Here is a 13889-nt window from a genome sequence, read left to right on the forward strand (position 1 = left end):
CCTCCCCCCCTCGGCACGTGGCCTGCTGGGACGTTGTGTACTACGCCCCCCCCCCCCCCCCCCCCCCCGCCGCCCGCGGGCGGGGCGGCGGACGCCCCGCCGCCCGCGCCGCGGGCCCCCCGGCGCCCGAGCATGATGGCCACCTCTATCATTTCTGCAGTCAAGGCTGCCGCACGAAGTTCGTCGCCGAGCCGGAAAAATTCCTGACTGCCACCGATCCGGTCTGCGGCATGAGCGTCGATCGTGCGACAGCCAGGCACTTCCTCCGCCACGAAGGCCGTGGCTTCTACTTCTGCTCCGCCGGCTGCCAGGCGAAATTCGAAGCGGAGCCGCAAAAATATCTAGGCGACAGGCCGGCGCCCCAGGCGATGCCCAAGGGCACGCAATACACCTGCCCGATGCACCCCGAAATCATCCGCGACAAGCCCGGCTCCTGCCCGATCTGCGGCATGGCGCTGGAGCCGATGGGCGTGCCGACAGGCGATGAAGGGCCAAATCCCGAACTGGTCGATTTCACCAGGCGGTTCTGGGTCAGTGCCGCACTGTCTGTGCCGTTGCTGATCGTCGCCATGGCGCCGATGCTCGGCCTGACGTTCCAGGCCTTTATCGACGAGCGGACGATGGTCTGGCTGGAGCTGGCATTGGCCAGTCCCGTCGTGCTGTGGGCGGCGCTGCCCTTCTTTCATCGCGGCTGGGAGTCGATCCTCAACCGCAGCCCCAACATGTGGACCCTGATCTCGCTAGGCGTAGGTGCTGCCTATCTCTACAGCGTCGTCGCGACGCTGTTTCCGGACATTTTTCCGCATCAGTTCCGCGGCCATGGTGGTGCCGTTCCGGTCTATTTCGAGGCTGCCGCCGTCATCGTCGCGCTGGTCTTCCTTGGCCAGGTGCTGGAATTGCGAGCGCGTGAAAAGACCGGCTCGGCAATCCGTGCCTTGCTCGATCTCGCGCCCAAGACCGCGCGGCTGATCGCCGCCGACGGTTCCGAAAGCGATGTGCAGCTTGACGCGGTCAAGGCCGGCGATCGCCTGCGCATTCGTCCAGGCGACGCGGTGCCGGTCGACGGCATCGTGCTGGAGGGCCGTTCCTCGATAGACGAATCGATGATCACGGGCGAGCCGTTGCCGGTCGAAAAGACGGAAGGCGATGCCTTGATCGGCGGCACGCTCAACAAGAACGGTTCGCTGATCATGCGCGCCGAGCGGATCGGCTCCGAGACGACGCTGGCGCGCATCGTCGAGCTCGTCGCCAAGGCGCAACGCTCGCGCGCCCCGATTCAGGGGTTGGCCGATCGCGTTTCCTTCTACTTTGTCCCGGCCGTCGTCCTCATCGCGATTGCCGCTTTCGGCGCCTGGGCCATGTTTGGACCCGAGCCCAGCCTGATCTTTGCCATCGTCTCGGCGGTGTCGGTGCTGATCATCGCTTGCCCTTGTGCGCTCGGCCTCGCCACGCCGATGTCGATCATGACAGCCACCGGGCGCGGGGCGCACGCCGGCGTGCTGATCAAGGAAGCCGCAGCCCTCGAACGCTTCGCCTCCGTCGACACGCTGATCGTCGACAAGACGGGTACGCTGACCGAAGGCCGGCCGAAACTAACCGATGTCGTTGCGGCAAAGGGCTTTTCCGAAGACGAATTGCTGGCGCTTGCCGCAGGCTTGGAAAAAGGCTCGGAGCATCCGCTGGCCGAAGCCATCGTCGAAGGCGCCGCCGCGCGCGGCGTAGCCGTCGCCGATGCCAGCGGCTTCGAGGCGGTCACCGGCAAGGGCGTCTCCGGCACCGTATCGGGAAAGAAGGTCGCGCTCGGCAACGCCGCGATGATGGCCGATCTCGGCATCGACACCGCATCCATCTCGGCTCAGGCCGAGACGCTGCAGACGGAAGGCAAGACGGCGATGTTCGTCGCCGTCGGCAAGAAACTGGGCGGCATTGTCGCTGTCGCCGATCCGGTCAAGACGACCACAGCCGAGGCGATCAAGGCGCTGCATGGCAGCGGCCTGAGGATCATCATGGCGACCGGCGACAATGAGCGTACGGCCAACGCCATTGCCAGGAGCCTCGGCATCGACGAGGTTCGCGCCGGCCTGTTGCCGGAACAGAAGGCAGGGCTCGTCGAGGAACTGCGCGCAAAAGGCGCGGGCGTCGCCATGGCCGGCGACGGCGTCAACGACGCACCCGCGCTTGCCGCTGCCGATGTCGGCATCGCCATGGGCACCGGCGCCGATGTCGCCGTCGAAAGCGCCGGCATCACCTTGGTCAAGGGCGACCTCAATGGCATCGTGCGGGCCCGCACGCTGGCCCAGGCGACGATCCGCAACATCCGCCAGAACCTGTTCTTTGCCTTCCTCTACAACGTGCTTGGCGTGCCGGTCGCTGCGGGCGTGCTCTATCCGCTCACTGGCACGCTCTTGTCGCCCATGCTGGCGGCGGCGGCGATGAGCCTGTCCTCGGTGTCGGTGATATCAAACGCCCTACGGCTCAGAACATTGAAACTCTGATCCAAGCCCCCAAATACGAAACGCAATCAACAGGAGACCATGAATGACCTTGGCTAAGAAAATCGTGCTTTTGCTGATGGCGGCCGGAATGCTGGTTGCCGTCTTCCTCGAAAGCGTTCCGGCGCAGAGCGAAGAGATGAAACACGACATGGGCGCCATGGCGACGGACGCGACCAGCCCTTCGACGGAAGGCTACAGGGCGGCGATGGACAAGATGCACACCGACATGATGGCGTCCGAGTACACCGGCAATGCCGACGTCGATTTCGTCAAGGGCATGATCCCACATCATCAGGGTGCGATCGACATGGCCAAGGTCGTGCTTGCCAATGGCAAGGATCCGGAAATCCGCGAGCTCGCCGAAGGCGTCATCGCGGCTCAGCAAGCCGAGATCAAGCAGATGCAGGCATGGCTCGCCGCCCACCCGGTGAAGTAAGCTTCAGGCAATCGCCACGGCAATCGAGAACGCCTCTGGATTTCTCGCCCAGCCTGTGATGCGATCCGGCCCCACTGGAGCTTGTCATGCCATCCATCATCAGAACCACCAAGCTGCCGTCTGGCGAAGCCGTTCAGGTGCTTGGTCAGGGGACATGGAAGATGGGTGAGGATATCAGCCGCCGCACCGATGAAGTGAATGCTCTCAAGCTCGGCCTCGACCTCGGCATAACACTGATCGACACCGCTGAAATGTATGCCGGCGGCCGCGCCGAGGAGGTGGTGGCCGAGGCTATTGCCGGGCGCCGCGACGAGACCTTCCTGGTTTCAAAGGTTCTACCGTCAAACGCGTCGCGCGAGGGCGTGCAGCGCGCCTGCGAAAACAGCCTGAAACACCTGCGCACCGACCGCATCGATCTTTATTTGCTGCATTGGCCCGGCGGCGTGCCATTGACCGAGACGGTCGCGGCCTTCGAGGCCTTGAAAAAGGACGGCAAGATCCGCCACTGGGGCGTCAGCAATTTCGACGTCGACGAGATGGAAGAGCTGGTCGGCCTGCCAGATGGCGGCAACGTCCAGACAAACCAGGTGCTCTACAATCTGGTCCGGCGTGGCCTCGAATTCGATCTCGCCCCCTGGAGTCGGCAGCGCGGCATCCCTTTGATGGCCTATTCGCCGGTCGAGCAGGGCGCGCTGGCGCGCAATGCCCGGCTCGACGCAATTGCCGCCCGCCACAACGCCACGGCCGCACAGATCGCCTTGGCCTGGGTGATGCACCAGGAGGGCGTCATCGCCATTCCGAAAGCCAGCCGCCAGCAGCACGTCCGCCAGAATGTCGCTGCACTCGACATCAAGCTTACGGGCGAAGATCTCGCCGATCTCGACCGCGCCTTCCCGCCGCCGACGCGCAAGCGCGGCCTGGAGATGATCTGACTACTTGCCCGCCAGCCCCTTCAGCCGGTAAAGCGCTTCCAGCGCCTCCCTTGGCGTCATCTCGTCAGGATTGATCTCGCCCAGCGCTGCACCCAGCGCATCACTTTTCACCGGCTTCGGCGCTTCGCGCTTCACCGCCACCGAAAACAGCGGCAGGTCGTCGACCAGCCGGTTGGTCTTGCCTGAGACCTCGCCTTCTTCGAGCTGGTGCAGCACTTCCTTGGCCCGGTCGACCACCGCCTCCGGCAGGCCGGCCAGCCGCGCCACCTGCACGCCGTAGGAGCGGTCGGCCGCACCCTTGCCGACCTCGTGCAGGAAGACGACGTCGTTTTCCCATTCCTTGACCCGCATGGTGACGTTGTGCAATCGCGCCAGCTTGCCGGCGAGCGACGTCATCTCGTGGAAATGGGTGGCGAAGATTGCCCGGCAGCGGTTTTTCTCGTGCAGGTATTCGACGGCCGCCCAGGCGATCGACAGGCCGTCGAAAGTGGCGGTGCCGCGGCCGATCTCGTCGAGGATGACCAGCGCGCGCTCCCCGGCCTGGTTGAGGATCGCCGCCGTTTCGACCATCTCGACCATGAAGGTCGAGCGGCCGCGCGCCAGATCGTCCGAGGCGCCGACGCGCGAGAACAGCCGGTCGACGACGCCCACATGTGCCGATGTCGCCGGCACGAAGGAGCCGGTCTGGGCCAGGATGGCGATCAGCGCGTTCTGCCTCAGGAACGTCGACTTGCCGCCCATGTTGGGGCCGGTCAAAAGCCAGATCGCGCCGTTCCTGGCACTGCCTTCCGGCGACAAATCGCAGTCGTTGGCGACGAACGGGCCTTCGCCGGAGCGGCGCAGCGCCTGCTCGACCACCGGATGCCGCCCGCCCGTAATCTCGAAAGCCAAGCTCGAATCCACCACCGGCCGGCACCAGGCTTCGCTTTCCGACAAAAGCGCGAGTGCCGCCGACACGTCGAGCACGGCCAGCGCATCGGCGCCGGCGCGGATCTTTTCCGCCTCGCCGACCGCTTCCGCCGTCAGCGCGTCGAAGGCGGCTAGCTCGATGCTGAGCGCCCGGTCTGCGGCATTGGCGATCTTGGTCTCCAGTTCGGCGAGTTCGGTCGTGGTGAAGCGCATGGCGTTGGCCATGGTCTGCCGGTGGATGAAGCGCGCCTTGGCGCCGTCGCTGCCGGTCATGATCGCGTGGTGATTGGCGGTCACCTCGATGTAGTAGCCAAGCACATTGTTGTGCCGGATCTTCAGCGAGCGGATGCCGGTCTCTTCGATCAGCGAGCGCTCGAGCCCGGCGATCACCTTTCGCGATTCGTCGCGCAGCGCCCGCATCTCGTCGAGATCGGCATGGTAGCCGCCGCGCACGAAGCCGCCATCGCGCTTGAGCAGCGGCAGCTCGTCGCCAAGCGCCTGCGTCAGATGCTGGGCCAGCGCTCGGGGCAGCGCCTGAATGGCGGCCAGTGCCGCGGTGAGCTCCTGGGGCAGGGCGGTCGCGGCAAAGATCTCGGCGATCGCGCCGGCCGCTTCGAAACCGGCGCGTAGTGCGCCGAGATCGCGCGGTCCGCCCCGGTTGAGCGCCAGCCTCGACAGTGCGCGCGGCATGTCGGCAACGCTCTTCAGGCTCGATCGCACCGCCTGGCAGAGCCGCGTTTCGGAGCGGAAGAACGACACTGAATCCAGCCTGGCGCCGATCGCGGCAGGGTCTGTCAGCGGCGCCATCAGCCGGTCGGCGAGCAGCCTTGCGCCGCCGCCGGTCACCGTACGGTCGATCGCCTTGAACAGCGAGCCCTCGCGGCTGCCGGACAGCGTGCGCAGCAGTTCCAGATTGCCGCGTGTCGCCGGATCGATGAACAGGGTCGAACCCTGCTCCTCACGCTCCGGCCGCGACAGCGGTGGCCGCTCGGCCTTCTGCGTCTTTTCGACATAGGCAATGGCGCCCGAGATCGCCGACAGTTCGGCGCGCGAAAAGGCGCCAAAGGAATCCGGCGTCGCCACGTCGAAGAAGCGAGCGATGCGCCCGGTGGCCGAGGCCGAATCGAACAGCGACGGCGGCTGCGGGCTGGCGACGCGGCCGAGCACGTCGAACACAGGCTTCAGTTCCGGATCGTAAAACACTGGTTCGGCGACGATCAGCTCACGCGGATCGACACGGAAGATGTCGGCCAGCAGCCGGTCGGCGGTTGTGTCGGTGACGCGGAAGGCGCCGGTCGAGATGTCGATCCAGGCCAGCGCAAAGGCGTGATCGGTCCCGCCACCCTTCACCCGCCCCAGGGCCATCAGAAAGCTCGATTCCGACGGTGCCAGCAATTTGTCCTCGGTGATGGTGCCAGGCGTCACCAACCGCACCACGTCGCGGCGCACCACGGATTTCGAGCCGCGTTTCTTCGCCTCGGCCGGATCCTCGATCTGCTCGCAGACGGCAACGCGAAATCCCTGGCCGATCAGCTTCTGCAGATAATCGTCGGCCGCATGCACCGGCACGCCACACATTGGAATGTCGAGCCCTTGATACTTGCCGCGCTTGGTCAGCACGATGCCCAGCGCCCGGCTCGCCTTCTCGGCGTCGTCGAAGAACAGCTCGTAGAAATCGCCCATGCGGTAGAACAGCAGCGAATCCGGGTTCGCCGCCTTGATCTCGATGAACTGCTCTATCATCGGCGTGGCGCCGGCGGTCGGCAACGGCGTCATGGCCTCGGGGGCGTCCGGCTCGTTCGGAGTATGCATGTTCATGCACGGCACGCTAGCAGATGTGATCGCGCGGTTTAATGCCGGGGCTTCGAAAAACAGGGGACGACCGGGCTGCCGGGTGTTCGCAATTTCCCGGACGATCCGCGATTCCCAAGCGCTGGCGGTTTACACGCGGCGGCGCGTGGTCTTAATTCGAATCGAAACAAAGCACCCGCCTCAACGAGGTGCTGCACCGGCGAGGAAATCAAGCACATCATGGCCAGGAAAACCGAGAACAACGGTCCGTCCGTCAGCGCGCAGGAAGCGCTCGAATTCCACGCCATGGGCCGCCCCGGCAAGCTGGAAGTCGTCGCCACCAAGCCGATGGCGACGCAGCGCGATCTGAGCCTCGCCTATTCGCCTGGTGTCGCGGTTCCGGTTCTCGCCATCGCCGAGGACCCCAGCCGCGCCTTCGACTACACGACGCGCGGCAACATGGTCGCCGTCATCTCCAACGGCACTGCCATTCTCGGCCTCGGTAATCTCGGCGCGCTGGCCTCCAAGCCGGTGATGGAAGGCAAGGCGGTGCTGTTCAAGCGCTTCGCCGATGTCGATTCCATCGATCTTGAGGTCGATACCGAGGACGCCGACGAGTTCATCAACTGCGTGCGCTTCCTCGGCCCGTCCTTCGGCGGCATCAATCTCGAGGACATCAAGGCGCCTGAGTGTTTCATCATCGAGCAGCGGCTGCGCGAATTGATGGACATCCCGGTCTTTCACGACGATCAGCACGGCACGGCCATCATCTCGTCCGCCGGCCTGATCAACGCGCTGGAGGTCACCGGCCGCGACATGAAGACCACGAAGATGGTCTGCAACGGCGCCGGTGCCGCCGGCATCGCTTGCATCGAATTGATGAAGGCGATGGGCTTCACGCCCGAAAACATCATTTTGTGCGACACCAAGGGCGTGGTCTTTCAAGGCCGCACCGAAGGCATGAACCAGTGGAAATCGGCGCATGCGGTCAAGACCGAGGCACGCAGCCTCGCCGAGGCGCTCGACGGCGCCGATGTCTTCCTTGGCCTTTCCGCCAAGGGTGCGCTGACCACCGCAATGTTGCGGTCCATGGCCAAGAACCCGATCATTTTCGCCATGGCCAATCCCGATCCGGAGATCACACCGGAGGAAGTGGCCGAGATTCGGACCGACGCCATCATGGCGACCGGGCGTTCCGACTATCCTAACCAGGTCAACAACGTGCTCGGCTTCCCCTACATCTTCCGCGGTGCGCTGGATGTCAGGGCCACCACCATCAATGACGACATGAAGATCGCCGCCGCCCAGGCGCTTGCGGCGCTTGCGCGCCAGGATGTGCCCGACGACGTCGCCGCTGCCTATCAGGGCAACCGGCCGAAATTCGGCCCCAACTACATCATCCCGGTGCCGTTCGACCCGCGCCTGATCTCGGCCATTCCGATAGCGGTGGCCAAGGCGGCGATGGATTCAGGCGTCGCTCGCAAGCCGATCCTCGATCTCGACCGCTACGCGCAGGAACTGTCAGCCCGCCGCGACCCGATCGCCTCGACCTTGCAGCGCATCTACGACCGTGTGCGCCGCCAGCCCAAGCGCATCGTCTTCGCCGAGGGCGAGGAGGAACAGGTGATGCGCGCCGCCGTCTCCTATGTGAACCAGAAGCTCGGCACCGCCATCCTGCTTGGTCGCGACGACGTCATCAAGGACAACGCCAGGCTCGCCGGTATCGACCTCAACAAGCAAGGCATCGAGATCATCAATGCACGGCTGTCGCGCCGCAACGGCATCTACACCGATTACCTCTACGAACGCATGCAGCGCAAAGGCTTCCTGTTCCGCGACTGCCAGCGACTGATCAACAACGACCGCAACCACTTCGCCGCCTGCATGGTGGCGTTGGGCGATGCCGACGGTATCGTCACGGGCGTGACCCGCAACTATTCCACCGCGCTCGACGACATCCGTCGCGTCATCGATGCCAGGCCCGGCCACCGCGTCATCGGCGTCTCGATCGTGCTGGCGCGGGGCAAGACCGTGCTGGTCGCCGATACCGCCGTGCACGATATGCCGAACGCCGAGCAGATCGCCGACATCGCCGAGGAGGCGGCAGGCTTCGCCCGCCGCATGGGCTATGAGCCGAGGCTTGCCATGCTTGCCTATTCGACCTTCGGCCATCCGCAGGGCGAGCGCTCCGAACGCGTCCAGGAAGCCGTGCGCATCCTCGACAAGCGCCGCGTCGATTTCGAATATGACGGCGAAATGGCGGCCGATGTCGCGCTCAACGCCCGCGCCATGGCGCAATACCCGTTCATACGGCTGACCGGTCCGGCCAATGTGCTGATCATGCCGGCGTTCCACTCGGCCTCGATCTCGACCAAGATGCTGCAGGAACTCGGCGGCTCGACGGTGATCGGCCCGCTGCTGGTCGGGCTGAACAAGCCTGTGCAGATAGTGTCTCTGAACGCCAAGGACAGCGATATCGTCAACATGGCGGCGATCGCGGCTTATACGGCGGGGGCTTGAGAAATGGCTCTATGAGAGCAATTGGGGGGCAAGCTTCCGTCCCCTAGTGCATGTGATTGTTGGACAGCCTATGTGGAGCCATGTCAAAATCAGCGCAGGCCGAAACGAAGGGGCGACTGTGAACCAAGAGCTTTCAAGGAGGCTTCAGTTTTTTTTGGAACGTGGTGTTTCTGGAAGGAGCACTCAGTCGGCTCCTGGACTGGCTATCGGATCGCTGCGAGGCCCGGTTCGAGAAGACAACCAAGACCGTGCTGCTGTCGCATACATGGTTTCTAAAAGCGGTGCTGCTGCCTTGGTAGGAGTTGTCTGCGACGGGATGGGAGGTATGGCGGAAGGTGGCGTTGCGGCCACGCTTGCAACTAGCGAGTTTTTGGCAGCGCTGGTTTCTAATCTTGACAATCTCTCGCCGCCTGTAATCTCCGTTGCTGTGCGAAACGCCAATGATGCAGTCTATCGCCAGTTGGGCGGAAATGGAGGTACAACACTTACAGCTTTGGTTGCATTAGGTACAGGTCATAGTTGGGCAGTCCACGTTGGAGATAGCCGCCTATATTCAGTCGACGACACTGATGGGTTGGTTCTTCTCACTAGGGACGATACTATTGAAGGCGTGGTCAAAGGTTCGCAGGCCGACGAGGACTCTCTCGACAGTCGCCTGCTGCAGTTTATTGGAATCGGCGATTCTATTGATCCTCACATTTTTCCTGTCGAGGGGCAGGTTAGAAAGCGCTTCTTGCTAACCTCAGATGGAGCTCACAGTCTGGGGAGAAAGATCCTTGAGGGAATTTTTCGGAATACTCGTGGGGCTGTCGATGCGGTAAGGAGGCTCACCTACATCGCAGACGCAACCAACGTTGCAGACAATGCTACAGCCGTCGCGCTATCAATGGCCGATTTTTCTCCCGTGCCGCAGTTTCACAGTGGATCAACGTTGATGGTTTGGAGTCCCTCAGGTGCACTCGAAATCTGGCTGCAAGGCGGTGGGGCTGACTCCACAGACAGCCCGATTAAGCGAGTCGCTAGTGGCCATCCAGCACCAAAACGTGAAAAGTCTTCCAAGCCGAAGCCCAGGGCTGGATCAAAACGCAACGTGCGTGAAAAAGTAAAAGATTTCAAAGAAAAGCCTAAATCTCAGCGACCTCAGCTTAGTATCAAATTTGGAGGTGACGGGAGCAGTTCGGATGATTAGTCTGCCACCAAGGTACGTCAAAGTACTAAAGGTGCTCGCTGGCGGCGGAATGTCAGATACCTGCCTGTGCGAAGATTCTCATCTTCAGCGCCGTGTGGTTATTAAGGGGCTTAAGCCGGGAATTGAAAAGCATCGTTTGATGGATGAGCTGGCAGCCCTCTCAGCCATTCGATCTAAGTACGTCGTTCAGGTCTTAGACGTCATCTATGACGGCGGTGAAATTGTTGGTCTTGTCGAAGAGTTCATTGACGGCCCTGACCTTGCGCCGCTCCCTGCGCCTATTGATATGACGGCGGCTTTGAGGGCGCTTTACCCGATGTTCGCGGGTATTGCAGAGGTTCATGCCCACAGCCGACTGCACCGTGACCTCAAGCCCGAGAACATGAAATTTGACGGTGCCGGAGTCCTTAAACTCTTCGATTTCGGTTTGGCGAAATTGGCAACCGATGCGAAAACGCAAGTGCTCTACTATACAAAGGGGTACGCAGCGCCAGAGATATTTCAGACTGATGCGTCGGGTAATCACAACTTCACCACCGCAGTTGACGTGTTCGCGATCGGGGTTTCGTCCCTGTGGCTTCTTGGTGGCGGCAAGATACCGGCGGAATTGTACCACGTCCCGCCGACGCTCCCTTGTTGTGATTTCGCCGCGCTGGGCATCGTGTTTCCGCCGAGTATCGTGGCAGTTATGAATCGGACGGTCGCTAAAAATCCGAAGGATAGGCCGAGTGCAGAAGAGGTTAGACTAGAAATTTCGCGACAACTATTGTTTGATAAACATAGGATGCTAATCACAAACGGTGCACAAGTTCATAGTTTGAGTTCTCTGTCGAGAAATGTTAGGTTAACCGTTGGTTCTGATACGGTAAGCCTAAAATATGATGGGTATGACTTCTCGGTTACGGCCGTTTCAGGGCATGTACGACGAAATAATAAGCAGATGATTGTTGGAGATAAACTCATCGGCGCGTCCGTGATAGTGCTTGGCGCCCCGAATGGGTACAGAACCTCTATAACTGCCGATGTTTCTCATCCGGAGGTTGTCCTATGAATGGCCCACTTACGGCGGACACGCCTCCGATAGGAGGGCGATACCAGACGAAGTCATGGATTAACGCGGGGGGCATGCAGCATGTTTACCTTGCCGAAGATAAGCTCTTTGGCCGAGAGGTTGCACTCAAGACCCCGAAGGATGATGCCGGCGCGAAGCGTTTCAGGCAATCCGCAGTTGTAAGCGCAAAGGTGAATCAAGAAAATGTAGCTAAGACATTGGATTACCTTGAAGAACCGGATGGTCGAGCATTCTTGGTGGAAGAACTGGTTCACGGGGCTGATCTAGAGACGGTGATGTCAATCTACTTGCCATTCTTGCCGCCGACTACGTGTGCAAGGTTGATGCATCAGCTGGCAAAGGGGTTGGCCGCGTCTCATTCAGCAAAAGTTGTTCATCGTGACCTCAAGCCAAGCAACATTATGATCGTGGGCGGCTGGAAATTTGAGGGAGCTAAAATCACGGATTTTGGTATAGCAAAATTGGCGGAAGATGAGATAGGCGCTTGGGCTGGGTCTCAGGGTACAACGCAATCAAAAACCGTCCTGGGAGCAATTCCCTACATGTCTCCGGAGAGCATAAACGATTTCAAGGTGGCAACCATGCCATCTGATGTGTGGTCAATTGCTGCTATAATATATCGGCTTCTCTCGGGAGCGCCGCCTTTTGGAACTGGTCTGAAGTCGATACCAAAGATAATTGATGCCGTGGCGCCTGAGCTTCCTCAACAAGTTCGCCCTGTCCAGTTTCTGGAACTTGGAAGGCAGCTTTTTGAAATAGTAATTAGTTGTTTAAATAAAGATCCGTCCAAACGCCCAACTGCGGAAGAGCTGGTGAAACATTGCGAGGCGCTGTGTTACTCCTTGGACCCCTATGAGTTAGGTGTCATTAGCAAGCTTAATAATAGTGCGACTGGATTCATACACGCAGACCACGGCAAAGATTTAATGTATCACAAAGCTAATTTCTATGGCGGGGGAGGCGTATCCGTTGGAAAGCGAATTTGGTTCGCTCGGGCTCCTGGGCTCGGCAACGACCGCGCGTTTCCCATTGTCTACTTAAACACCAAGAAATAGGCGGTGCCAGCTACTGCCTACCAGTTGTCGAACGATAGATCCGCCAACTGGCCGCTGGCCAGCAGATCCTGCGCCATGAGGTGGTCGATCAACGCCACGCCACCGCTATTGGCCGCCTCACAGGATTAGAGTGGGGCGTGGCAGACAAGATCAGACTCGAGTCCCTGTGCCGGCAGTCGCGTGACGTCGAATCGGTCAAAGTGCGGATAACCCACCTCTGCCCATAAGAGATTGATAAGATTCAGCTGATATAGGGGATGTCCTGCCGACGTGCCGTGATGGCATCTACGGCTCGCTCAGACCGCCAAAACGGGGGTGCGGCCATGAAGCATGATCGAGTTCCAGCATCGGTGGTCGGCGAGGGGGCCTATCAGGACGAACGCCTGGATGCGCTTCTCAGCATCACCGGCCGCATGGACGGCTATCTCTACCGCTGTCGCAATGATGCGTCCTACACCATGCTCTACATCAGCGACGGCATTTTCACCGTCAGCGGTTATTGGCCGAGCGATTTCATTCACAACGCGGTGCGCGACTATGTCTCGGCCATCCATCCGGATGATCTCGCCGCCGTTTATGCCGCCGTCGACGGCGCGCTCGAGGCGCGCTGCAACTGGAACGTCGACTATCGCATCGTCCCGCAGGTCGGCGAACCGCTATGGGTGCGCGAGATCGGCGGCGGTGTCTGGGACGACACCGGGAAACTCGAATTCCTGGAAGGCTTCGTCGTCGACATCAGCGACCGCAAGGTTGTCGAGGACCTCAATTCCCAGCTGCTGCTGGATCTGAAGGCAGCCAACGAGGAACTGTCCGTGCAAAAGCGGGAGATCGAACTGGCGAAGCTGCAGAGCGACCATTCGGCCAACCACGATGCATTGACCGACTTGCCCAACCGGCGCGCCTTCCACGATGAACTGAAATCGGTGGTCGCCCGCTGTGGCGCCACCGGCGAGGCGGCCGGTCTTCTGTTCATCGACCTCGACCGGTTCAAGCAAGTCAACGACACGCTCGGCCACGAGGCCGGCGACGCACTGCTGCAGCGCGTATCGAAGAACCTTCGCTCCATCTTGCGCAGTGACGATTTCGTGGCGCGGCTTGGTGGCGATGAGTTCGCCTTCCTGTTTTCGGGAGAGCCGGATCTCGCGCGGCAAAAGGCGGTGCGGGTCGCCGAGCGCATCCTGGAAAGGCTGCAGATCAAAATCCCGGCGCCGGATAGCGCCATCCAGATCGGCTGCACCGTCGGTATCGCCATGTATCCTGTGGACGCCGCCGATTCGGATGCCTTGGTCGCGCTCGCCGACCGGCTGATGTATATCGGCAAAAGAAATGGCCGCAACCGATTGGTCACTGCCAGGGAACTGACTTCGCAAGAACAGTCCGGATCTCGCCAGCCGATTCGCAAGACCGCCTAGAGCGGAATGAATTGAGGCTGAATCGGCGTGGGATTCCCTTAGGCGTGCAAATCTGATTCAACCTTCATGCTGGGCAAG

General features: G+C 61.2%; 9 protein-coding genes. 8 read left to right on the plus strand and 1 reads right to left on the minus strand.

Annotated features, from left to right (window positions below; genetic code table 11):
* Window positions 1-17 precede the first annotated feature (17 nt).
* The 3 genes from NKH57_RS31915 (at window position 18) to NKH57_RS31925 (ending at window position 3863) form a co-directional block, all read left to right on the plus strand.
* A complete protein-coding gene (locus NKH57_RS31915; RefSeq protein ID WP_502907361.1) occupies window positions 18-2495 on the plus strand; it encodes a heavy metal translocating P-type ATPase in 2478 nt (825 codons plus the stop codon).
* Window positions 2496-2538: 43 nt separating this feature from the next.
* Window positions 2539-2931 (plus strand): CopM family metallochaperone, encoded by a 393-nt coding sequence (copM, locus tag NKH57_RS31920; protein WP_352950242.1) that lies wholly within the window; start codon window positions 2539-2541, stop codon window positions 2929-2931.
* An 86-nt stretch (window positions 2932-3017) separates the two neighbouring features.
* On the plus strand, window positions 3018-3863 hold the full coding sequence (locus NKH57_RS31925) for an aldo/keto reductase (RefSeq protein ID WP_352950244.1): 846 nt from the start codon (window positions 3018-3020) through the stop codon (window positions 3861-3863).
* On the opposite strand, the gene mutS is transcribed toward NKH57_RS31925, so the two are convergent.
* On the minus strand, window positions 3864-6590 hold the full coding sequence (gene mutS / locus NKH57_RS31930) for a DNA mismatch repair protein MutS (RefSeq protein ID WP_352950246.1): 2727 nt from the start codon (window positions 6588-6590) through the stop codon (window positions 3864-3866). It lies immediately after the preceding gene.
* Window positions 6591-6803: 213 nt separating this feature from the next.
* Between mutS and NKH57_RS31935 the strand changes: the two genes are divergently transcribed.
* From NKH57_RS31935 to NKH57_RS31955, 5 genes are all read left to right on the plus strand, one after another.
* On the plus strand, window positions 6804-9083 hold the full coding sequence (locus NKH57_RS31935; protein ID WP_352950248.1) for an NADP-dependent malic enzyme: 2280 nt from the start codon (window positions 6804-6806) through the stop codon (window positions 9081-9083).
* Between the two features lie 70 nt (window positions 9084-9153).
* A complete protein-coding gene (locus tag NKH57_RS31940; protein WP_352950250.1) occupies window positions 9154-10272 on the plus strand; it encodes a PP2C family protein-serine/threonine phosphatase in 1119 nt (372 codons plus the stop codon).
* Window positions 10265-11323: a serine/threonine-protein kinase gene (locus NKH57_RS31945; protein WP_352950252.1), complete on the plus strand. Its 1059-nt coding sequence runs from the start codon at window positions 10265-10267 to the stop codon at window positions 11321-11323. The genes NKH57_RS31940 and NKH57_RS31945 overlap by 8 nt, the downstream gene beginning before the upstream one ends.
* Complete coding sequence (locus NKH57_RS31950) at window positions 11320-12399, plus strand: serine/threonine-protein kinase (RefSeq protein ID WP_352950254.1); 1080 nt, start codon at window positions 11320-11322, stop codon at window positions 12397-12399. The genes NKH57_RS31945 and NKH57_RS31950 overlap by 4 nt, the downstream gene beginning before the upstream one ends.
* Before the next feature lie 323 nt (window positions 12400-12722).
* A complete protein-coding gene (locus NKH57_RS31955; RefSeq protein ID WP_352950256.1) occupies window positions 12723-13811 on the plus strand; it encodes a diguanylate cyclase domain-containing protein in 1089 nt (362 codons plus the stop codon).
* The last annotated feature ends 78 nt before the right edge of the window (window positions 13812-13889 follow it).

Source organism: Mesorhizobium sp. M1050, assembly GCF_040318715.1.
In the GTDB taxonomy this organism is placed as follows: domain Bacteria; phylum Pseudomonadota; class Alphaproteobacteria; order Rhizobiales; family Rhizobiaceae; genus Mesorhizobium.

Coding starts and splice junctions, on each gene's coding strand:
- copM (WP_352950242.1), top strand. CDS start 2,539: ATGACCTTGGCTAAGAAAATCGTGCTTTTGCTGATGGCGGCCGGAATG.
- NKH57_RS31925 (WP_352950244.1), top strand. CDS start 3,018: ATGCCATCCATCATCAGAACCACCAAGCTGCCGTCTGGCGAAGCCGTT.
- mutS (WP_352950246.1), bottom strand. CDS start 6,590: ATGAACATGCATACTCCGAACGAGCCGGACGCCCCCGAGGCCATGACG.
- NKH57_RS31935 (WP_352950248.1), top strand. CDS start 6,804: ATGGCCAGGAAAACCGAGAACAACGGTCCGTCCGTCAGCGCGCAGGAA.
- NKH57_RS31940 (WP_352950250.1), top strand. CDS start 9,154: ATGTGGAGCCATGTCAAAATCAGCGCAGGCCGAAACGAAGGGGCGACT.
- NKH57_RS31945 (WP_352950252.1), top strand. CDS start 10,265: ATGATTAGTCTGCCACCAAGGTACGTCAAAGTACTAAAGGTGCTCGCT.
- NKH57_RS31950 (WP_352950254.1), top strand. CDS start 11,320: ATGAATGGCCCACTTACGGCGGACACGCCTCCGATAGGAGGGCGATAC.
- NKH57_RS31955 (WP_352950256.1), top strand. CDS start 12,723: ATGAAGCATGATCGAGTTCCAGCATCGGTGGTCGGCGAGGGGGCCTAT.